The organism is Fusibacter sp. 3D3, assembly GCF_001748365.1.
In the GTDB taxonomy this organism is placed as follows: Bacteria; Bacillota; Clostridia; order Peptostreptococcales; family Acidaminobacteraceae; genus Fusibacter_A.
Window position 1 is genome coordinate 149,153 of the sequence record NZ_BDHH01000010.1, and the last position, 20,448, is coordinate 169,600.

20 protein-coding genes are annotated in these 20,448 nt (G+C 37.2%); 19 read left to right on the plus strand and 1 reads right to left on the minus strand.

The annotated features are described in order from the left end of the window. Positions 1 to 82 precede the first annotated feature (82 nt). On the minus strand, positions 83 to 748 hold the full coding sequence (locus F3D3_RS12850; RefSeq protein WP_069874495.1) for a hypothetical protein: 666 nt from the start codon (positions 746 to 748) through the stop codon (positions 83 to 85). Positions 749 to 904: 156 nt separating this feature from the next. Between F3D3_RS12850 and uvrC the strand changes: the two genes are divergently transcribed. The 19 genes from uvrC to F3D3_RS12940 all read left to right on the plus strand — a co-directional run bounded on the left by uvrC (position 905) and on the right by F3D3_RS12940 (position 20,275). Beyond that, positions 905 to 2,815, plus strand: a complete 1,911-nt coding sequence (gene uvrC, locus F3D3_RS12855) for an excinuclease ABC subunit UvrC (RefSeq protein ID WP_069874497.1) — start codon at positions 905 to 907, stop codon at positions 2,813 to 2,815. 393 nt (positions 2,816 to 3,208) lie between these two features. After that, positions 3,209 to 3,688 (plus strand): NAD(P)H-dependent oxidoreductase subunit E, encoded by a 480-nt coding sequence (locus F3D3_RS12860; protein ID WP_069874499.1) that lies wholly within the window; start codon positions 3,209 to 3,211, stop codon positions 3,686 to 3,688. A 17-nt stretch (positions 3,689 to 3,705) separates the two neighbouring features. Then, positions 3,706 to 4,071, plus strand: coding sequence for a ferredoxin (locus tag F3D3_RS12865; RefSeq protein WP_069874500.1), 366 nt, complete (start codon positions 3,706 to 3,708; stop codon positions 4,069 to 4,071). Positions 4,072 to 4,102: 31 nt separating this feature from the next. Next, positions 4,103 to 5,899, plus strand: a complete 1,797-nt coding sequence (nuoF, locus tag F3D3_RS12870; RefSeq protein ID WP_069874502.1) for an NADH-quinone oxidoreductase subunit NuoF — start codon at positions 4,103 to 4,105, stop codon at positions 5,897 to 5,899. Between the two features lie 49 nt (positions 5,900 to 5,948). Then, positions 5,949 to 7,700 carry an NADH-dependent [FeFe] hydrogenase, group A6 gene (locus F3D3_RS12875; protein WP_069874503.1) on the plus strand — a complete coding sequence of 584 codons (1,752 nt, stop codon included), beginning with the start codon at positions 5,949 to 5,951 and terminating at the stop codon, positions 7,698 to 7,700. Positions 7,701 to 7,877: 177 nt separating this feature from the next. Continuing rightward, positions 7,878 to 8,552, plus strand: coding sequence for a thymidylate kinase (locus tag F3D3_RS12880; RefSeq protein WP_069874505.1), 675 nt, complete (start codon positions 7,878 to 7,880; stop codon positions 8,550 to 8,552). Between the two features lie 179 nt (positions 8,553 to 8,731). Beyond that, a complete protein-coding gene (locus F3D3_RS12885; protein ID WP_069874507.1) occupies positions 8,732 to 9,079 on the plus strand; it encodes a DRTGG domain-containing protein in 348 nt (115 codons plus the stop codon). Between the two features lie 10 nt (positions 9,080 to 9,089). Next, the gene (locus tag F3D3_RS12890; RefSeq protein WP_069874508.1) at positions 9,090 to 9,536 is read left to right on the plus strand and encodes an ATP-binding protein; all 447 of its coding nucleotides are present in this window, start codon (positions 9,090 to 9,092) and stop codon (positions 9,534 to 9,536) included. 23 nt (positions 9,537 to 9,559) lie between these two features. After that, positions 9,560 to 10,801 carry a [Fe-Fe] hydrogenase large subunit C-terminal domain-containing protein gene (locus F3D3_RS12895; RefSeq protein ID WP_069874510.1) on the plus strand — a complete coding sequence of 414 codons (1,242 nt, stop codon included), beginning with the start codon at positions 9,560 to 9,562 and terminating at the stop codon, positions 10,799 to 10,801. A gap of 23 nt (positions 10,802 to 10,824) precedes the next feature. Next, positions 10,825 to 11,157 carry a DRTGG domain-containing protein gene (locus tag F3D3_RS12900; protein ID WP_069874512.1) on the plus strand — a complete coding sequence of 111 codons (333 nt, stop codon included), beginning with the start codon at positions 10,825 to 10,827 and terminating at the stop codon, positions 11,155 to 11,157. Next, positions 11,157 to 11,858 carry a PHP domain-containing protein gene (locus F3D3_RS12905; RefSeq protein ID WP_069874513.1) on the plus strand — a complete coding sequence of 234 codons (702 nt, stop codon included), beginning with the start codon at positions 11,157 to 11,159 and terminating at the stop codon, positions 11,856 to 11,858. The genes F3D3_RS12900 and F3D3_RS12905 overlap by 1 nt, the downstream gene beginning before the upstream one ends. Position 11,859: 1 nt before the next feature. Further along, positions 11,860 to 12,408 carry an ATP-binding protein gene (locus F3D3_RS12910; RefSeq protein ID WP_069874515.1) on the plus strand — a complete coding sequence of 183 codons (549 nt, stop codon included), beginning with the start codon at positions 11,860 to 11,862 and terminating at the stop codon, positions 12,406 to 12,408. Positions 12,409 to 12,438: 30 nt separating this feature from the next. After that, positions 12,439 to 12,609: a hypothetical protein gene (locus tag F3D3_RS24155; protein WP_175438371.1), complete on the plus strand. Its 171-nt coding sequence runs from the start codon at positions 12,439 to 12,441 to the stop codon at positions 12,607 to 12,609. A gap of 223 nt (positions 12,610 to 12,832) precedes the next feature. After that, the gene (gene typA, locus F3D3_RS12915; protein ID WP_069874517.1) at positions 12,833 to 14,665 is read left to right on the plus strand and encodes a translational GTPase TypA; all 1,833 of its coding nucleotides are present in this window, start codon (positions 12,833 to 12,835) and stop codon (positions 14,663 to 14,665) included. 198 nt (positions 14,666 to 14,863) lie between these two features. Continuing rightward, the gene (locus tag F3D3_RS12920) at positions 14,864 to 15,226 is read left to right on the plus strand and encodes a hypothetical protein (protein ID WP_069874518.1); all 363 of its coding nucleotides are present in this window, start codon (positions 14,864 to 14,866) and stop codon (positions 15,224 to 15,226) included. Between the two features lie 11 nt (positions 15,227 to 15,237). After that, on the plus strand, positions 15,238 to 17,229 hold the full coding sequence (locus tag F3D3_RS12925) for a DUF5702 domain-containing protein (RefSeq protein ID WP_069874520.1): 1,992 nt from the start codon (positions 15,238 to 15,240) through the stop codon (positions 17,227 to 17,229). Between the two features lie 15 nt (positions 17,230 to 17,244). Further along, on the plus strand, positions 17,245 to 17,880 hold the full coding sequence (locus F3D3_RS12930) for a hypothetical protein (protein WP_069874522.1): 636 nt from the start codon (positions 17,245 to 17,247) through the stop codon (positions 17,878 to 17,880). Between the two features lie 10 nt (positions 17,881 to 17,890). Next, complete coding sequence (locus F3D3_RS12935) at positions 17,891 to 18,508, plus strand: protein kinase (RefSeq protein WP_069874523.1); 618 nt, start codon at positions 17,891 to 17,893, stop codon at positions 18,506 to 18,508. A gap of 78 nt (positions 18,509 to 18,586) precedes the next feature. After that, on the plus strand, positions 18,587 to 20,275 hold the full coding sequence (locus tag F3D3_RS12940) for a glycosyl hydrolase family 18 protein (RefSeq protein ID WP_069874525.1): 1,689 nt from the start codon (positions 18,587 to 18,589) through the stop codon (positions 20,273 to 20,275). Positions 20,276 to 20,448: the final 173 nt, after the last annotated feature.

Genomic DNA, 20,448 nt, shown 5'->3' on the forward strand with positions numbered 1-20,448 from the left:
GTGGATAGATGGGGCACCTATTTATCTGTAATTGTACAGCTAAAACTCTAAGATAATGGCTTGAATATGGATTTCAAGTTATTTAGGGTTTGATGGCTTTAACTTTTTGTGCATTTAAATAACTTGCCACATTGGATAAAACAGCATCGGTTGATTCAACTGCAATTTTACCACGATCATTTTCTAATATCAGATAAAGGGTTTGACCTTCAATGTAATAATACTTGAAATCTGAGTAATAGTAAACGCCAGAATGGGAATAAAGAATGGAGCCAAGTGGAAAATCAAGTCTAAAATCATAGCCAGAAATAAGGATATAAGCTTTCCCAAAATAGGCCTTGGTCGTTTTGTAGGTCACAAAAATCCAAATTTCTGAGATAAACACCCAAAATGCAAATGTGAAATAATGAACAGGCAGTAGGGCACTTAGATCAAATCGATTGCCTGTCACAGGTAACAATATGATTAAAAAAGAAATGGCGTAAAAGGTGATGCGATGAACCGCTTTGGCGTCATGAATGTTGAGATGAAATAAAAATTCATCTTTCAGTTGGTATTTTTTGAGGACCCATTTTCGCATGAGCAATTGTACGAGCGGAAAAATCACCAGCACAGAAGCGGCAAGATAATGGATGTAAAAATTGGGTTGTTCCATTGCAAAAGGCAGTAGCGGAATGATTGAGAAATAATAAAAAACAACTGCAGCTAGACCCGCGAAAAAAATCAAAGAACGTGTTGTATTATTCATGAAAAGTCTCCTTGTATAAGTGAAAGTCAAAAGCGGTATTGGCATAAGGCATAGGTACCATTCCCTATTATACTAAAAAAATACGAATACTGAAATACTTTACGTAAAAAATCCGCTATAATAGGATTAGGTTTTATATGAAAGGAATTGTCTAAGATGTCTCATAATTTTATAGTGAAAGACCACATTAAAGAGCAACTCAAAAAATTACCTCATAACCCCGGTGTTTACATCATGAAGGACCATGAGGGCGAAATTATATATGTTGGTAAGTCCAAAAATCTCAAAAATCGTGTGAGTTCGTATTTTAGAGGGTTTAATGCACATATGCCTAAAGTTCAGACTATGGTCATCAATATCGCGGAGTTCGAATACTTTATTACAGACAATGAAGTTGAAGCGCTGATTCTTGAAGCCAATTTGATCAAAAAACATCTCCCGAGATTTAATATCCTTCTAAAAGACGATAAAATGTATCCCTTTATCCTCGTCACTGTGGAAGAAGAGTTTCCAAGAGTACTGATGACGCGCAATTATTCTGGTAAGGGTAAACACTTTGGACCTTACGTGAGTACAGATCAAGTACGCAAAACACTTGAGGTCATTCAAACCATTTTTCCGCTCAGAGAGTGTAGCAAGAAGATCACAAGTAAAATAGACAGACCCTGCCTTAATTTTCATATTGGAAGATGTGCAGGGGCCTGTAATCATGCAATTTCAAAGGAAGATTATAGGATGTATGTCAATCAAGTTCTGAGATTTTTAAATGGTGATAGAGACTGGCTTATGAGTGACTTAAAGCAGCAGATGCTTAAGGCAGCAGAACTTTTGAATTTTGAAATTGCAGCAGAGATTCGCGATAAAATCAACGCATTAGAGGCTTTAAATGAAAAGCAAAAGGCGATTCAAGCGAATGACAAAAATCAAGATTTTATTGCATTTTATAATTTTGAAGAGAGAACATGTGTCATGCTATTCCAAGTTAGAGGTGGAAAAATTGAAGGAAGAGAGTCTCATAATATATCAAATGCTCTAGGCATGAGTGCTTCGGATATTTTAACTTCCTTTATAACGCAGTATTATTCAGGCGCATTGATGATCCCCAAAGAGATCTACTTATCTGATGAAATTGAAATGAAAGAACTCTATTCGGATTGGTTGACAAAGTTACTCGGAACGAAGGTTGAGATCCATATTCCACAAAAGGGTGAAAAGAAAAAACTCATAGACTTGGTGAGTAAGAATGCCAAAGAGTATATCATAAAGTTTCAAGAGAAAATTGATAAGGAGATTAGGTTTAGAGAATCTGCCGAAAGTGAACTTAAGGATTTGTTGGGCATGCCGCAGAATATGAAACTTAGAAGACTTGAAGCGTATGACATCTCTAACACGTCAGGCGTATATTCGGTCGGTAGCATGGTTGTCTTCGAAGCGGGTAAGAAGAAACGCAGTGATTATAGACGTTACAGAATTAAAACCATTGAAGGTGCTAATGATTATGGGTCCATGCAAGAAGTGCTCTATCGCAGATTTAAACGAGGGCTGGAAGAGCAAAATTTTGCTTCTGAGAACGGCATTGGCGAAGGAAAATTCATACATTTTCCAGATGTGATCTTAATTGATGGTGGAAAGGGTCATGTGAATGCGGTCCAAGATGTGCTCACGGCACTGAAAATTGATATTCCCTGTGTGGGGATGGTTAAGGATGATTATCACAAAACTGAAGATTTGTATTATCATGGGGAAATCTGCGGTTTAAAGCAAAAAAACAATGCTTTTAAGCTTATATATGAGATTCAAGAAGAGGTGCATCGATTTGCAATCGAGTATCATAAATCATTGAGATCAAAAGAGATGACTTCATCTATTTTGGATGAGATTGTAGGGATTGGTGATAAACGAAAAATTGCACTGTTGAAGCAATTTCATTCCATAGAAAATATGAGAGCTGCAACCGTGCTGGAACTTGAAAAAGTAGAGGGCATCCATAAAACGGTTGCACAGAGTATTTATGACTATTTTCATACGAAAGACGCTGTTGAAAAGTCTGAAAATTCAGACGAGTAGATAAATCATTCACAAACCACAACACAATACCCCTGCATACGAGGGGTATTGTTATTTTATCAAATCAAAATTTGTACAAAAAGAACACAATAGAAGTGCAAAAAATGCTGCGAAGATTAACAGTAAAACATAATCTTGGTAAATTTTGCGAAAATATTTTCGCCTATAGATGTTTAAATTTCAACAAAAAATGGGCTTAAAATATTACAAAAAATTAGAGAGAGTGAATGCTTACTTTTGTGTATACATTATAATCATTCTATGTTATAATCTATTCGAATATAGGTTAAGAAATTAACAAACAGCTTTAAACCTAGTAAATTACTAGGGATTGGACGGTTCGGGTTATGTTCGAGCTCAGTCGAATGTACGAAGTATAAGGAGGAACAATTAATGGCCAAAGACTTTTTAACAGAAGAAAATTTTGCGAAGCTTGATAGGGTTATTGAAGCGCACAAAGATATGCAAGGCCCTTTAATGCCTATTTTACATGAAGCGCAACACATTTTCGGTGCAATTCCTATGGAAGTACAAAAAGTAATTTCTGAAAAATTACATGTACCTTTAGCTGAAATTTATGGCGTTGTTACATTCTATTCACAATTCACGTTAGAGCCTAAAGGCGAGTACTTAATTGGTATATGCCTTGGAACTGCATGCTATGTTAGAGGTGCACAGAGTATAATTGATAAAGTAGTTGAACTCACAGGTGTAACTGTTGGTAAAACTTCTGCCGATGGAAAATTCTCATTAGAAGCGACAAGATGTATTGGTGCTTGTGGACTTGCTCCGGTATTAACAGTTAATGAAGACGTTTATGGAAGACTCGTACTTGAAGATATTCCAGGCATTATGGCGAAATATCAAGGTTAGACTTAGGAGGAATAAGAATGAAATCTTTAGCTGAACTTGCAAAAATCAGAGAAGAAGCTCTCAAAAGAGTTGACTTAAGAACAGATAGAAAAGGGACAAGAATTGTAGTAGGAATGGCAACTTGCGGTATTTCTGCAGGTGCAAGACCTGTACTTGCAGCATTAATGGATGAAGCTCAAAAAAGAGGCCTTAAAGATATTGAAATTACTCAAACGGGTTGTGTTGGGGTTTGTAGATTAGAGCCAATGATCGATGTGTACAAAGAAGGCGAAGAAAAAGTAACTTATGTTGAATTAACAGAAGAGAAGGCAAGAAGAATCATTGCTGAGCACATTGTTAATGGCAATATTGTTATGGAGTACACTATCGGGGCTGCTGAATAAGAACCAATAATCAATTTGAGGAGGTAAATAAATGGATTTTTATAGATCACACGTACTTGTATGTGGCGGAACTGGATGTACATCTTCAGGTGCAGTGTCAATTGAAGAAATGTTCAATACTCAATTACAAGCAAAAGGGTTAGAAAAAGAAGTTAAAGTTGTAAGAACTGGATGTTTCGGACTTTGTGAAGCAGGTCCAATCTGTATCGTTTATCCAGAGGGTTCATTCTACTCAAGAGTTGAACTTAAAGACGTTGAAAGAATTGTAGATGAACATTTATTAAAAGGTAGAATTGTTAAAGATTTATTATTCGTTGACAAAGCTGCAAATGTGACTGACATAGCAACATCGATCAATGATGTTACTTTCTATAAAAAACAAAAAAGAGTTGTTTTAAGAAACTGTGGTGTTATCAATCCAGAAGTCATCGAAGAGTATATTGCTTTTGATGGTTACAAAGCACTTGGTAAAGCACTTACAGAAATGACGCCAACAGATGTTGTAAACATTATGAAAAAATCAGGTCTTCGTGGCCGTGGTGGTGGTGGATTCCCAACAGGTCTTAAATGGGAGTTCACTCAAAAAGCTGTAGGCGACATCAAGTATGTAGCTTGTAATGCTGATGAGGGAGATCCAGGTGCATTCATGGACAGATCTGTTCTTGAAGGCGATCCACATGCTATTATCGAAGCAATGGCAATTGCAGGTTACGCAATTGGCGCTGAAAAAGGTTATGTATATATCAGAGCTGAATATCCAATCGCTGTTAAGCGTTTAGGTATCGCTATTGGTCAAGCTAAAGAGCTGGGGCTTTTAGGACAAGATATCTTTGGCACAGGTTTCAATTTTGATCTTGAAATCAGACTTGGAGCTGGCGCATTCGTTTGTGGTGAAGAAACTGCATTAATCGCTTCTATTGAAGGCGAAAGAGGCATGCCTAGACCAAAACCACCATTTCCAGCTCAAAAAGGAATCTTTGGCAAACCAACATTGATCAACAACGTTGAGACTTATGCTGTGGTTGCTCAAATCATCTTAAACGGTGCTGAATGGTTTACTGCAATGGGCACTGAAAAATCTCCAGGAACAAAAGTATTTGCACTTGGTGGTAAGATTAACAATACAGGTCTTGTTGAAATTCCAATGGGTACTCCACTTAGAGAAGTTATCTATGATATCGGTGGCGGTATTCCGAACGGTAAAGCTTTCAAAGCGGTTCAAACCGGCGGACCATCAGGTGGCTGTATTACTGCAGAACATTTGGATACTAAAATAGATTTCGACACGTTAACAGCTCTTGGCTCTATGATGGGTTCAGGCGGTATGATCGTTGTTGATGAAGACAACTGTATGGTTGACTTTGCAAGATTCTTCCTCGACTTTACAGTGGATGAGTCTTGTGGGAAATGTGTGCCTTGTCGTGAAGGTACTAAAAGAATGCTTGAAATTTTGAACAAAATCACTTCTGGTACTGGAACACTCAAAGATTTAGATACTTTAGAAGAGTTAGCTTACGCGATTAAAGACTCTGCACTTTGTGGCCTTGGCCAAACCGCTCCAAACCCAGTATTATCGACTATGAAATATTTCAGAGACGAATATCTTGCACATGTTGTGGATAAAAAATGCCCAGCAGGCATGTGTAAAGATTTATTGCAAGTTGTAATTGGTGACGGATGTATTGGCTGTACAGCATGTAAACGTGTTTGTCCAGTTGATGCAATCACAGGAGAAGTTAAGGGTGTCCATGTTATTGATCAAAGCAAATGTATCAAATGTGGTGCTTGTATTCCTAAATGTCCTAAGAAAGTAATTGTTAAACAATAATTCAGACTTTTGACGTTTAATGAGATTATAAGAAAGAGGTGTACAAATCGTGAGTAATGTATCTTTAATTATAAATGGCGCGAACTACGAAGTGCCAAGCAATTTAACTGTTTTAGAAGCAGCTAGAACTGTGGGCATTGACATTCCAACATTATGCTTTTTAAAAGACATCAATGAAGTGGGTGCATGTAGAGTATGTGTGGTTGAGGTAGAAGGTGCAAGAGCACTTCAAGCTTCGTGTGTATTACCTGTTAGAGATGGCATGGTCGTAAACACAAATACAGGTAGAGTTAGAAATGCAAGAAAAAATACGGTTGAGTTACTTTTAGCGAACCACAACAGAGAGTGTACAACTTGCGTCAGAAGCAAGAACTGTGAATTACAATCGGTATCAGAAGAATTAGGCATTAGAGACATTCGTTTCGAAGGCGCTAAAAGAGAGCCAAAATTTGATGACGCTTCGTACTCAATCGTAAGAGATTCAAGCAAATGTATCCTTTGTGGTCGTTGTGTAAGTGCTTGTAAAAATGTTCAAGGCATCGGCATCTTAGATTTCTTAAACAGGGGCTTCGAAACAACTGTAGGACCTGCATTTGAAATGAGCATGAATGATGCGCCATGTATCTACTGCGGACAATGTATGGTCGTTTGTCCAGTAGGCGCATTGACTGAGAAATCAGGCATTGATCGCGTTTGGAATGTACTCGAAGACAAATCTAAGCATGTCATCGTTCAATCTGCTCCAGCAGTAAGAGCGGCACTTGGTGAAGAATTTGGATACGAAATTGGCACTAATGTGACTGGTAAACTTGCAACAGCACTTAGAAAATTAGGCTTTGCTAAAGTATTTGATACCAACTGGGCAGCAGATGTTACAATCATGGAAGAAGGCACTGAATTATTAGGGCGTCTAAAAAATGGTGGTAAATTACCAATGATCACATCTTGTTCACCAGGTTGGGTAAGATATATCGAATTTAACTATCCTGATTTATTAGATCATTTATCTTCTTGTAAGTCACCGCAAAACATGTTCGGTGCACTTGCTAAGAGCTATTATGCGGATAAGCATGGCATCGATGCTAAAGATATCGTGGTTGTATCGGTAATGCCATGTACCTCTAAAAAGTCTGAAATTGAAAGACCAGAGCTTTCAGTTAATGGCTTGCAAGATGTGGATATTTCCATTACAACAAGAGAACTTGCTAGAATGATCAAAGAAGCTAGACTTGAGTTTGATAAACTTGAAGAAGGTACATTTGACGCATTTATGGGCGATTACTCAGGTGCTGGTGTTATCTTCGGTGCAACGGGTGGTGTTATGGAAGCTGCACTTAGAACTGTTGCTGACGTCTTAACTGGCCAAGACCTTGAAAATGTAGATTACACTGCAGTTAGAGGGATTGAAGGGATCAAAGAAGCGACTGTAAATGTGGCTGGAACGGATATTAAGATCGCTGTAGCACACAATACGACAAATGCAGGGATCTTACTCGATAAGATCAGAGCGGGTGAAGCAGATTACCATTTCATCGAAATCATGGCTTGCCCAGGTGGCTGTGTAAATGGTGGTGGACAGCCAATTCAACCTGCTAGCGTAAGAAATGTCATCGATATTAGAGCAGAAAGAGCGAAAGCACTTTACTCTGAAGATGCTTCTAAAGCGGTTAGAAAATCACACAAAAATCCAGAAATTAAGAAATTATACGATGAATACCTTGGTGAGCCTAACAGCCACAGAGCACATGAATTGCTTCATACGCATTATTATGCAAGAGAGCAATATCCAATTAAGAAATAGGTTAAACTCTATACTGAGCGCTGGCGATTATAAAATCGCCAGTGCTTTTTAATGTTCAGAAAATTTAAATTCTTGCACATAGAAATTGAGATTGTTTAGAAAAAAGAAATATAGTATGTTAAAATAAAGTAGTCAGTTTAGATTCTGATAAAAATCATTTAAGGAATGGAGCATTATATGTCAGGAAAGATATTTGTCGTTGATGGCTGTGATTCATCTGGTAAAGAAACACAGGCAAAAATATTGTATAAAAGGCTTTCAGAAGAAGGTTATAAAGTAAGACTGTTGTCTTTTCCAAATTATCAAAGCGATGCATCCGCACTCGTAAAAATGTATCTAAATGGAGAATTTGGTGAAAATGCAGATGATGTGGATTCTTATGTGGCCTCTTCATTTTATGCAGTAGATCGATATGCATCTTATATGACCGATTGGAAATCTTTTTATAAAGAGGAGGGCATACTCATATGTGATCGTTATACAACATCCAATATGGTCCATCAGGCATCTAAAATAGAAGATTTGACTGAAAAAGAAGTTTTTCTAGAGTGGTTATCTAACCTAGAATACGGAATCTATAAACTACCAGTACCAAATGAAATTTTATTTTTGGATATGCCACCTGAAGCGGCTCAAATGTTAATGGCAGATCGAAAAAATAAAATCACGGGTGAAATTAAAAAGGACATTCATGAAAAAGATGCTGAATATTTAAAGAGATCTTATTACAATGCCATTTATGTGGCTCAAAAAATGAATTGGCATACCATAAATTGTATATCAGAAGGTCAAGTTAAATCGATTGAAGCCATATCAGATGAAATATACAAATTGATCAAAGGAAAACTTTAAATCAATTGAAAACACACATAAAATAAAGAATGTCGCAGCAATTTTGAAACAGTTCAAAAGACCTGAATAAAACAAATTGAAGTCTTTTTATAAAGGTGATATAATGTATTTGACAATTGTTAAATAATTAACCCTTTTGATAAAGTGTTAATGAATTGATCCTTAACAGGGAGGCAATCATGCAGTTAAAATATATTATGGAACTCATTGAAGCGGATGTAGTGGCTCATAAGAGTGGCGTTGAATATGATGTTCAAACCGCCTTTGGCTCGGACCTCATGAGTGATGTACTTGCGTATGTTGAAGAAGATACTCTTTTAATTACAGGTCTTACCAATCAACAAGTGATCAGAACTGCAGAAATGCTTGATTTAAAAGCAATATTGTTTGTGCGTGGGAAGATCCCTTGTTCTGAGGTTATTAATTTGGCTGAAGAAAAGCAGATTGTTTTGATGACAACGAAGCAGAGTTTATTTAACGTATCTGGCGTTTTATATCAACATGGTCTAAGCGGCATCAAATTATAAGGGTGATGCTATGAAGAAATATGAAAAAAATGAAAGTAATGTTGCTATGCGATTAAATTATCGTGTGGAAAAAGATGATTTTTCCAGAGCGGGAGAAGCTTCTAGTCAGATTAAAAAAGTTTTAAGACAGCTTGGCATTGACCCCAATATTTTAAGAAGACTCGCCATAGCCACCTATGAAGCAGAAATTAACCTCGTTATTCACTCTGATGGGGGTGGCATAGAGGTTTTTATAAAGCCAGACTGTGTTGAACTTTATGTTGAAGACTGTGGTCCTGGGATTGAAAATGTTCAACTTGCAATGACACAAGGCTATTCTACTGCAGATACAACTGCAAGGGAAATGGGATTTGGTGCAGGTATGGGACTCCCCAATATGGAAAAAGTCGCTGATGATTTTACCATTGAGTCGCAACTTGGTGAAGGCACAAAGATCAAAATGGTGGTTTATTATTAACGAAGGATTAGATGGAGGCATAGATGAGAAACTACTGGCATTCAGTTATTCTCGAAAAGGACTATTGCACTGGCTGTACTCATTGTCTTGATCGCTGTCCAACACAGGCAATTCGTGTTGTTGATGGTAAAGCTAAAATAATAGAATCAAGATGCATCGATTGTGGCGAGTGCTTAAGGGTGTGCCCATATCATGCAAAAGGAGCTCAAGTCAGCAGCATTGATACTTTAAAACAATACAAATATACGGTTGCATTGCCAGCCATATCTTTTTATGGCCAATTTCCGCTTGAATATGATATGAACACTATTTTCAATGGTCTATTGCAACTTGGATTTGATGAGGTTTATGATGTGGCGCATGCAGCAGAGCTCTTGTCCGTATATGAAATCAATATGTTAGATAAAGCACAGGTTAACAAACCATTGATTTCCACATATTGCCCAGTTATTACGCGTCTCATTCAAATTAGATTTCCAGCATTAATTGATAACATCATAAAACTAGAATCCCCTATGGAAATTGCGGCTCGGATTGTTAAAAACAGGCTGATGACTGAAGGTTATAAATTCGAAGATATTGGCGTATTTTATATAACGCCTTGCCCTGCAAAGGTTACAAGTATCAAAAATCCAATTGGACTTGAACGGTCTTTTATTGATGAGGCGATTTCCACAGAAGAGATTTATTATAAACTCATGAAGATTATTGATAAAATCGAAGGCAATGTGCCTATCCAATGCGCCACAGGCAAAGGGATTGGCTGGGGACGTGTTGGTGGACAGAGTTATTCTATGGAAATTGAAGATTATATTGCTGTGGACGGGATTGAAGAAGTCATCAAAGTACTTGAATCTATGGAACTCGGCAAGCTGAATTCACTGGATTTCTTTGAAGGCTATGCCTGTGTAAATGGGTGTGTGGGAGGTCCTTTAAATGTTGAAAACACATTTATTGGCAAGAATAGAATTCGAAAACTCACCAAGACATATGGCATGGAACATCCAGTTAACATCGATATTGAGCTTACCCCTAAAAATTTCGAATGGGATTTGCCCATAGAACCCATGCCTATTTTCAAGCTTGATAATGATTTTAGAAAAGCACTTGAAAAAATGGCCGAGATTGAAGAGATCACGCAGACCTTACCAGGCATAAATTGCGGTGCATGTGGTGCACCAACGTGTAGAGTGCTTGCCGAAGACATTGTCAATGGCACGGCAACAATTGAATCCTGTATTGTTTTGTATAAGCAAAAAAAATGATATGAATGAAGAGGTATAGAGATATGAAAGTTTGTGAATTGATAGATAATCATTCCTTTAAGGTGTTGGCTCAAGGTGATTTAGAAAGAAGTATTTCAAGTGTTTACTCTTGTGATTTACTCAGCTGGGTAATGGCTAAAGGTAAAAATGATACCGCTTGGATTACGGTTCAAACACATAGCAATATATTGGCAGTGGCTTCCCTTTTAGATTTTTCTTGCGTGATTATTCCCGAGGGGATCAAAGTAGAATCTGAAATTATCGATAAGGCGAATGAACAAGAAATTACAATTTTATCGACGGATTTAGAAACGTTTGAAATCTTCAAGATCATGTATGAGGCTGGCATAAAGTAATGGAAATCTACTATGATCTCCATATTCATTCGTGCTTATCACCCTGTGGTGATGCAGATATGACGCCCAATAATATTGTCAATATGGCTTTGATAAAAGGGCTTGATGTGATCGCTATTACAGATCATAACACCAGTAAAAATGCTAGAGTAGTCTGCAAGATTGGCAAGGAACAAGGTTTGCTCGTGATTCCAGGAATGGAAGTTCAAACGAAGGAAGAGGTCCATGTGCTTTGCTATTTCGAAGAGATATCGGACCTTGAAGCTTTCGATAGCGCATTAGAACCGTATAGGCTCAAAATCCCTAATAGACCAGATCATTTTGGAAGGCAACAGATTGTGAATCATGAAGATCAGTGTGTGGGGGAGTATCCATATGCACTGATCGCATCTATAGAGGTTAGTATTGAACAACTCATTGAGCTTTGCAAGGCGCATGGTGGCGTTTGTGTGCCAGCACATGTTAATAAGAGTTCAAACAGTATTTTGGCTAACTTGGGCTTTATGCCACAGGCGTTAAAAGTTAGAACCATAGAAATTCACCCGAAAAGTCCAATAAATGAGACTTTGATTAAAGGCTATCAAAAAATTTACAATTCAGATGCACATTATCTAGAACACATTTCTGAAAGAGCAAACAAGCTTGAAATCGATGAAAAAACAATTTCTAAAATATTGAATTATTTAAGTGGAGAGGAATAGCATGAGGGAATTATCGCTACATATATTGGACATTGCTCAAAATTCAATAAAGGCTGAGGCTGAGGTATTGAGAATTGTTGTGATCGAAGATTTAGAGCAAGATAAGCTGGTTATTAAAATTAAAGATGATGGGACTGGAATGGATTCAGAAACCGTTGCAAAAGTGGTAGATCCATTTTATACGACGCGAACAACGCGCAAAGTAGGTCTCGGGATTCCGCTTTTTAAAAACTGTGCAGAAACATGTGATGGCTATTTTGAAATCAAATCACAACTGGGTGCGGGAACCGAAATTATCGCAGAGTTTAGATATAGCCATATTGATCGGGTGCCCTTAGGCAATATGCCCGAAACGATCGTAACGATTATCAATGCCTGTGATCAAATAGATCTCATTTATACGCATACAATTAATCATAAGACGTTTACGCTCAATACGAGAGAAATCAAAAAGTTGCTGGACGGTGTTCCTATTAGCAATATAGATGTGATCGCGTGGCTAAGAGCGTATATCAGCGAAGGTTTAAATGAACTTACGAGTTTGAACTAAATCATGAGTTTGAATTAGAAAGAGGCTTAAATGAATTTTAGAAAACTGGGCATCAAAATATTATGGATATCCATTTTGGGTGCAGTACTGTTAGGGCAACTTCAGATAAAGGGCGGACTCGTAATGGCATTGACTGTTTTTGGTATTGGTTCTGGGCTTATCTTGATTTTTTTAGGGGATCTTTCAAAGTTTGAAAAATAGCGTTTTCTGATTTTATTAGAATCATTAGTTCAGTGAAAGTTAGACGTTGGTTGACAAATTTTGAGTAAAAGATGTCAATTGACGTCTTTTTATGAATAAAAGATGTTAATTTATTGTTAATTCGAAAAAAGAGATATCTTTTCAGGTCATTTTGATATAAACTATATAAGTTATGTGCTTAAATATGAAGGAAGAGCCTTCAAGATTGAAACGGAGAGTAAGTATGTCAAGTGTAAAAGGCATTATCAATATTGCCGTGATTGCCCATGTCGATGCGGGGAAGTCAACTTTAGTAGATGCATTTTTAGGACAAAATGGTGTTTTTAGAAATAATGAAGTCGTTCCTGATTGTGTTATGGACAGTAATGATTTAGAGAGAGAGCGTGGGATTACGATCTATTCTAAGAACTGTTCTATAATGTATAAGGATTATAAAATAAATATAGTGGACACACCAGGCCATGCCGATTTTTCATCTGAAGTAGAACGGATCATGAAAACGGTAGACACCGTGATTCTTTTAGTAGACTCAAGTGAAGGCCCGATGCCTCAAACGCGATTTGTACTTAAGAAATCACTTGAAAGAGGTTTAAAACCAATTCTATTTATCAATAAAATAGATAAAAAAGATCAACGTGCAGAAGAAGTGGTAAACTTAGCCTTTGATTTATTTGTGGAATTAGATGCGACAAATGATCAATTGGAGTTTCCGATCATATACGGTATTGCAAAACAAGGGATTGCCAAAAGAGAAATGGCAGATGAAAGCGATAGTTTAGCGCCATTGTTTGAAACGATATTGGAGCACGTCAAGCCTTATGGTGAGAGCCATGATGCACCACTTAAAATGCAAGTTTCTTCTCTTGACTACGATGAGTATGTGGGTAGACTGGGTATTGGTAGAATTGTGCAAGGGACGATCAAACAAGGGGATACGATTGCGATTTCCAGGAGAGATGGTACAACTGCAAGAGGTAAAATTGGCAAGTTATATGTTTATGAAGGTTTGGCCAGAGTAGAAGTTAAAGAAGCTTATGCAGGCGATATGGTTGTCCTTTCGGGCATTACCGATATTTCAATTGGCGAGACTATTTGTAATCCCGATCACGTGGATCCAATGCCAATGATCGAGATCGAAGAACCGACACTTGCAATGAACTTCTTGATTAACGATTCACCTTTCTGTGGTAAAAGCGGTAAGTATGTTACCAATAGACATTTAAGAAATCGATTAGACAAAGAGTTAGAAGTTAATGTGGGCTTACGTGTAGACGAGCTTGATAGCGTTCAGGATGGCTTTAAAGTCTCTGGTAGAGGAGAACTTCACCTTTCGATTTTGCTTGAAAATATGAGACGTGAGGGCTATGAAGTCGCTGTATCGAAACCACAAGTACTTATGAGAACGATTGAGGGGGCTTTATGTGAGCCAGTTGAGAAAGTTATCGCAATTGTACCAGATACTTATTCTGGAACAATTATTTCTGAACTCAATCTCAGAAAAGGTCAAATGGAAATGATGTCTTCGGATGAGGGTTACACCAAAATAGAGTTTTTAGTGCCAACCAGAGGGCTCTTAGGCTATAGAAGTGAATTTATCAACATCACTAGAGGTGAAGGTATTCTCCTTAGATCGTTCTATGAATTCCAACCCCATAAGGGTGAAATTCCTAAGCGAGGTAATGGCGTGCTGATCTCTCAACAAGGTGGTACTGCCATGGCTTATTCTCTTTTCAATTTATCGGAGAGAGCAGTAATGCTTATTGAAGCTGGAACAGATGTCTATGAAGGTATGGTGATCGGCATCAACTCAAGAAGAGATGATATGACGGTAAACCCGACTAAAAATAAAAAATTGACCAACACAAGGGCATCTGGATCAGATGATGCGATTAAACTTTTACCCCCTAAAATCTTTAGTATGGAAGAAGCTTTAACGTTTATTGAAGATGATGAACTCTTGGAAATCACACCGGATTCACTCCGAATTAGAAAAAGATATCTCAATGAAACAGAGCGTCTGAGATCTAGAAATAAAGTGAGTAAAGAAACGGTTTAGGCATTTCAATATAGAAATAGAGCTTGAAGGCTATTTAGAAGAGGCTGTTTCAAAATGATTTTTATCATTTTGAAACAGCCTCTTTTTGAATAGAATTCTCATTAGAAAAGCAATAATTTTCACAAAAGAGTTGACATATAATTACATATGTATTAATATGTAAAATAGAATTACAAATAATGTAAGAGAGAGGTTCCGATGGTTACTACTGAAATGGCAATTGTTCTACCCCTTATTCTTGTTTTGTTAGTCAGTTTACTTTTTTTCTTTATCTACATAGTTTATGGCGATCTCATTGAAATAAGCGCCAATACACTACTTTTTCAAAAATTGTATGGGGCTTCGATCAATAATAGTAAACTTCAACCCCCAGACGATCTGATGATTGAGAAGACGCCCGTAAGTCGTAAGTTCTCATTAAGCAGAACTTATTCTGTAGATTTCCCCGATGCTTATCCAGACACGATCACCAAAAGGATCACTTATCGTAGATATAATCCCAGAATATTTTTACTGATGAAAGTGGGCGGCAGTCGTATTATTAACAGAGACATGAAGTGAAGGATGTGATTATGATCAAAAAAGAGTATAAAGGTGCTGAGGGCAATATAACCCTTTTTTTAGTCATTGTGATCCCCCTATTTCTCATCAGTATTTTTCTGGTTTATGATCTTATAGATGTTAAACAAAGTGAAAGTAAAGCACTCAAGGTAGCTATTGCATGTAGTGAAGCAAGGCTTTCTAAGTATAATACATTCCTTTTCGAACGCTATGGGATATTAGCCTATAAAGAAGATGACCCACTTGAGGGGATGATAAGTGCATATTATATAGGCAATCATCTAAAAGCAGCAGAAGATTCAGATATGGAAATCAAAGTTACCAGTATGAGCCTAAATGATCCCATCAATTATCTAAATGCCATTAGATCAGCAGCGCCTTATGTGATTACAGAGGCTCTTATCGATGAGGTGATGCAGTTTTTAGAGCAAAATGAAACGATTTTAAAAGCTCAAAAGTTAATCAATGATAAGATGGATCGCTATCAAGACTTGTCCAAAAAATTTGAGAGGTCAGAAGTTCACGAAGCATTAGGAAATCTCGTTAAAACTAAAGATAGTGTCGATTTACATCAAGCCCTACAAACCTATAGAAATTATATTGATTATGGTGCAAGTGAATTCTATAAATCGTGTACAGAGAATCAGATTATCGATCGTGAAATTGAACTCGAACCTGATGCGGTTAGGCATTATTATGAAAAAGTATGGGATACATCGCAGGTAAACACGTTGAAAAATGCTTATGATGCTCAAACCAATCAGCTGTACACAGGGTACATTAAGTTTTCAAAGCATGAAGCAAGCCTAAAGGTGAACGCGCTCAATATTGAGAATATAGATCTGCAAATGGATTCCTATAAAGACGCAATTTCTAGATTATACAGCATAAGACCTGCACCTGTGGAGGCCATTCAAAATCTCCAAAGTCAAATCATTCAATTGGAATTTTCTAAAAAGGCGTTTCAAAATGAAATTGAGAAAGTGAAAAACGAGATCAAAACGACAAGTGATTTGATGCTTAAAGAACTCGGCAAGCAAGATGATGGCCTCTTGGATAAGCTCAGGGGTATTCAGTCCAAATTAGGATCTTTAACGACAACTGGGATTTCAGTGGAGGACAAATCTTTAGAGCTTGAAACGGATTACGAATATGATTCAAATGACGCCTGTACTCAAAATCAAGCCTTTAAAGAAGCCATTAGAACCGTCACTCTGCCAGAAAAGATCATGATCAACGAGTACTTGATGAGCATCAGTAAGACGCTTGTTGAAAATGAGGTGAGATCTTTTGACCCACTAAATGTGAAAGAGACAAGACACTATAAAATTGAGGGTGAAATAGAGTATTTGATTGGACATAGTCAGTCGGATATCGACAACTTTAACGAGGTGAAAACAGAAATATTAGCAATGCGTACAGGTCTCAATCTTCTTGGCATTGTCATGGACTCCAAAAAACGCAATGGGATTTTAGAAATTGTAACGCCGATTCCATTTCCTTGGAACGCTGTTACCTATGCCGCCATTTTGGCAACGTGGTCAGGCGTTGAAGGATACTATGATTTAACTCTACTGGAGAGGGGTAAGGGCACACATTTTATAAAAGCAGAGGATGAATGGTTAATGAGCTTAGAGACGCTTATAGATTCAAGGGATCTATTAGAAGACATGGACAGCGCAAAAAACCAAAATTTAAAACAGGCGCCTTTAACCTCAAATTCAAATTCAGATTTAGTCAATCACCTCGACCAGAAGCTCTACTATAGAGATTACCTTAGAATCATGATTAATGTTCAAGGCCTAGATAGAACCCTATTGAGACACATGGCGCTTGTAGAGGCACAAATCCAAAAGGACAGCAAAGATGAAGCCAAGCTAGAAGATTTTAAAGTGGGTCATGAAGTGGCTATAAAGGGTCATTTCCCCTATATTTTCAGGTCAGCATTATCATCATTTTCGTTGAACTTTTCAAATGCATATGATATGCATTTTAAGCGCTAAATTGAGGGCTATATTATGTTTAAACACTCTAAAATAAAAAGAAAAAAACGCAACAATGAAATGGGTTCAGTCACAATAGAGGCCACAATTACGTTTTCCATCACACTTTTTTTATTATTGATTGCAGTGGGAACGGTCTTTTCAGTGCATATCAATGAACGTATGCATGAAATCGCCATGGAAATTACAAGCGAAATGCAATTATTCGCATTGTCAGCTCAGGAAAGTGACGATGCTGTTGTAACTGAAGTGAATGAACTGTTCCTTGAAAATTTTGTAATTCAAAGATTTGAAGATATTCTAGAAGAACAAGGTGTAGCACGCTGTGTGGAATTGAATCGGCTGGATACCATAGTGGGTTCGCAGCTGGATACAAGTGGTGTGTTTTCACTCAAACTCTATTATCGCTTCAAAATGCCAACGGTTTTAAAAAGTCAAGTCTTGAATTACCCGATCATAGGGGTCATCCACAGCGATGGTCTCAAATATGAAACGAAAACAGTGTATATCACGAGAACTGGTGAGAAATATCACGAAGGGACATGTCATCATTTAAGTCAAAGCAAGATTGCGATTGATTTAAATGAAGCACAGGCGCGTGGGATTGAGGCTTGTAAAAACTGTCACAAAATATTACCTATTCAAGAGTAAGGGGAAGAAGATGATCGAGATCGACGAAAAGACAAATCGAAAATATTGGCTAAAAAAAGTGTCCTTGGTTGAGGTCAAAAGAGAACTTGAAATGCTCAAGGCAATTGAAGGCAATGGATTTCCAAAATTGATAGATTATCAAGTGGAAGAAGGACAGTTTATCCTAAAATTGGATTTTATAAACGGCAAAACATTAAAAGAAAGTGCACTGAGGCATGACTATGCACCCTACTATTTTAGACAAATGCTCCTACGGCTTAGAGACCTGCATCTCCAGGGTATTTTACACCGGGATATTAGTCCAAGGAACATTCTCATAGATGAAAGTGACTGCATTTATTTCATAGATTTTGGATCTGCTATAAGAAAGGATGAGGTTATGCACGAAAGTGAAATTGTGGGAACGCTTAAATATGCAGCACCTGAAGCCGTTTTTAATCCTAAAATGTACAATGAATTCAGTGAGCTATATGCACTTTCCAAAGTGTTTTTAGAAAAATTTGAAAAGACCAGTTATCGTTTTAAACCTGAATTTTTTAATTGTGTTATGAAATGCCAATCAATTATTCCCAGTGAAAGATATACCGCTTATGCAGATATTTTTCATGATTTAGAAAGCTGCCTTTAATACAATCTTAATCTTCAAATGGTATGATGAGTCTATGCGATTCTAATAAAACATCAAAATACCAAGAGGAGTGCCTTTATGAAGTCTAAAATACGTGTCAGTTTAAATCTTATAGGGATTACAATAATATGTGTCCTCAGTTTTTTCTTATGGCAATACTATAATAAATATCAAGCATTGTCTTTGTCTCTATTAAACCCTGATGAAGAGAAAAATCGGACGGTTTTTAATGATGAATGGTTGGAACCCAATCAATTTATCGTTAAAAATACGCATGTTTATATCAGCTTGTCTACTTTTGAAAAGTATATTGACTCTGATATTACCTTGTCAGGGACGGGTCAGCGCATCTATTTAAAGATCGATAATATCGGGCATCAGTTTGATAAGCCGCTGTTGACCCAATATGTAGACGCAAATATAAAAGAGATCAATGTGCCTTTACTTTATGAAGCAAAGATCGCCTATATTGACATGAGTATCGTTGAGAAGTTGTATCCAGTTGCACATACTTATTTTCAAGAAACCAACAATTTAATCGTATACGAAGATCAAAAGGGTCGGTTTGGGGAGATTAAAGCCAATACCGATAAGTATCAAATGGCCAATTCGGATCTCTTTAAACAGAATGCTTCAGAGTCAACAGAGCCTGTGTGGATTGTGGGTGAACACAAAAATTATTATCATATATTAGATGGCTTGGGGTATTCAGCCTATGTGAAAAAAAGTGCGGTTTCGAAAGTTCAAGTAGAATCCGTTTCAGCTGAAAATTTTATAACGCCAGAGGTATCTTCGCTAAAGAAACCCTTTAGCATGACTTTTGAAGTGATTGATCAGTATTCGGACAATTTCAAAAAACAGGCTACGCCTTTTGAACCTGGAATTGATGTGATTTCACCAACGTGGTTTAATTTAAACATCGATGGTATTATCATCAACAGTGCGGATTTAGCCTATACTGAATTTGTGAAGGATCAGGACGTTGAGCTTTGGGGCCTATTTAAAAATAATTTCAGTCCTAAGTGGACAAAGACGCTTCTAAATTCGGATGCATATCAAAAAAAAGCAGTTGCTCAAATGCTCATGTATGCTGCGATATATGAACTCGATGGCATCAATTTGGACTTTGAAAATATTTATCTAGAAGATCAAGACGCATTGAGCCGTTTTGTTAAAGAACTTGCACAGGTAACCGGTGAGTATAATCAAGTGATCAGTATGGATGTGACAAGACCCAAGGGCAGTGATACTTGGTCAAAAGTATATGATCGGCGGACCTTGAGCCAATTTGTGGATTATATGATCTTGATGGCTTATGATGAACACTGGGGGTCAAGCCCTATAAGTGGCTCTGTGGCCTCTATGGGATGGACAGAAGATTCGATAACCATGTCTCTTGAAGAAATACCTTCTGAGAAATTGGTTTTAGGGATACCCCTTTATATGAGAGTATGGCAGGAAACACCGCTTCAAAATGGTCAATACAAAAAAGTAGGCTCAAGAGCCATTACTCTATCTGGATTTGACAAAATGATGGCAGAACGCAATCTTGAACTTATTTATGATGAACCTTCTGGTCAATACTACACCGAGTACTTTGAAAGTGGTGATCGTTATCGCATTTGGGTTGAAGATGAACACGTCTTGAATAAACGTCTTGGATTAAGTGAACGCTACAGTTTACCGGGAATCGCCACTTGGCGACGCGGTTTTGAAAGAAATAGCACTTTTTCTGTCATTTCCACATGGCAATCACTCATAAAATGAAATTAAACTTTCAAATATGAAATTAAAACATAAAAATATTTCATAAATCAAAAAAAATCACTAAAAAACGGTTGTAATATGCAATTGGATTAGGTATAATTATCACAAGAAGAATAATTGTATACAAAAATACTTAAATGCAAAGGCGATTGCAATAAAATATTATAGTGAGG

What these genes read in the sequence shown, in the direction of transcription:
- F3D3_RS12850 (WP_069874495.1), bottom strand. Translation starts at nt 748, where the DNA reads ATGAATAATACAACACGTTCTTTGATTTTTTTCGCGGGTCTAGCTGCA.
- uvrC (WP_069874497.1), top strand. Translation starts at nt 905, where the DNA reads ATGTCTCATAATTTTATAGTGAAAGACCACATTAAAGAGCAACTCAAA.
- F3D3_RS12860 (WP_069874499.1), top strand. Translation starts at nt 3,209, where the DNA reads ATGGCCAAAGACTTTTTAACAGAAGAAAATTTTGCGAAGCTTGATAGG.
- F3D3_RS12865 (WP_069874500.1), top strand. Translation starts at nt 3,706, where the DNA reads ATGAAATCTTTAGCTGAACTTGCAAAAATCAGAGAAGAAGCTCTCAAA.
- nuoF (WP_069874502.1), top strand. Translation starts at nt 4,103, where the DNA reads ATGGATTTTTATAGATCACACGTACTTGTATGTGGCGGAACTGGATGT.
- F3D3_RS12880 (WP_069874505.1), top strand. Translation starts at nt 7,878, where the DNA reads ATGTCAGGAAAGATATTTGTCGTTGATGGCTGTGATTCATCTGGTAAA.
- F3D3_RS12885 (WP_069874507.1), top strand. Translation starts at nt 8,732, where the DNA reads ATGCAGTTAAAATATATTATGGAACTCATTGAAGCGGATGTAGTGGCT.
- F3D3_RS12890 (WP_069874508.1), top strand. Translation starts at nt 9,090, where the DNA reads ATGAAGAAATATGAAAAAAATGAAAGTAATGTTGCTATGCGATTAAAT.
- F3D3_RS12895 (WP_069874510.1), top strand. Translation starts at nt 9,560, where the DNA reads ATGAGAAACTACTGGCATTCAGTTATTCTCGAAAAGGACTATTGCACT.
- F3D3_RS12900 (WP_069874512.1), top strand. Translation starts at nt 10,825, where the DNA reads ATGAAAGTTTGTGAATTGATAGATAATCATTCCTTTAAGGTGTTGGCT.
- F3D3_RS12905 (WP_069874513.1), top strand. Translation starts at nt 11,157, where the DNA reads ATGGAAATCTACTATGATCTCCATATTCATTCGTGCTTATCACCCTGT.
- F3D3_RS12910 (WP_069874515.1), top strand. Translation starts at nt 11,860, where the DNA reads ATGAGGGAATTATCGCTACATATATTGGACATTGCTCAAAATTCAATA.
- F3D3_RS24155 (WP_175438371.1), top strand. Translation starts at nt 12,439, where the DNA reads ATGAATTTTAGAAAACTGGGCATCAAAATATTATGGATATCCATTTTG.
- typA (WP_069874517.1), top strand. Translation starts at nt 12,833, where the DNA reads ATGTCAAGTGTAAAAGGCATTATCAATATTGCCGTGATTGCCCATGTC.
- F3D3_RS12920 (WP_069874518.1), top strand. Translation starts at nt 14,864, where the DNA reads ATGGTTACTACTGAAATGGCAATTGTTCTACCCCTTATTCTTGTTTTG.
- F3D3_RS12925 (WP_069874520.1), top strand. Translation starts at nt 15,238, where the DNA reads ATGATCAAAAAAGAGTATAAAGGTGCTGAGGGCAATATAACCCTTTTT.
- F3D3_RS12930 (WP_069874522.1), top strand. Translation starts at nt 17,245, where the DNA reads ATGTTTAAACACTCTAAAATAAAAAGAAAAAAACGCAACAATGAAATG.
- F3D3_RS12935 (WP_069874523.1), top strand. Translation starts at nt 17,891, where the DNA reads ATGATCGAGATCGACGAAAAGACAAATCGAAAATATTGGCTAAAAAAA.
- F3D3_RS12940 (WP_069874525.1), top strand. Translation starts at nt 18,587, where the DNA reads ATGAAGTCTAAAATACGTGTCAGTTTAAATCTTATAGGGATTACAATA.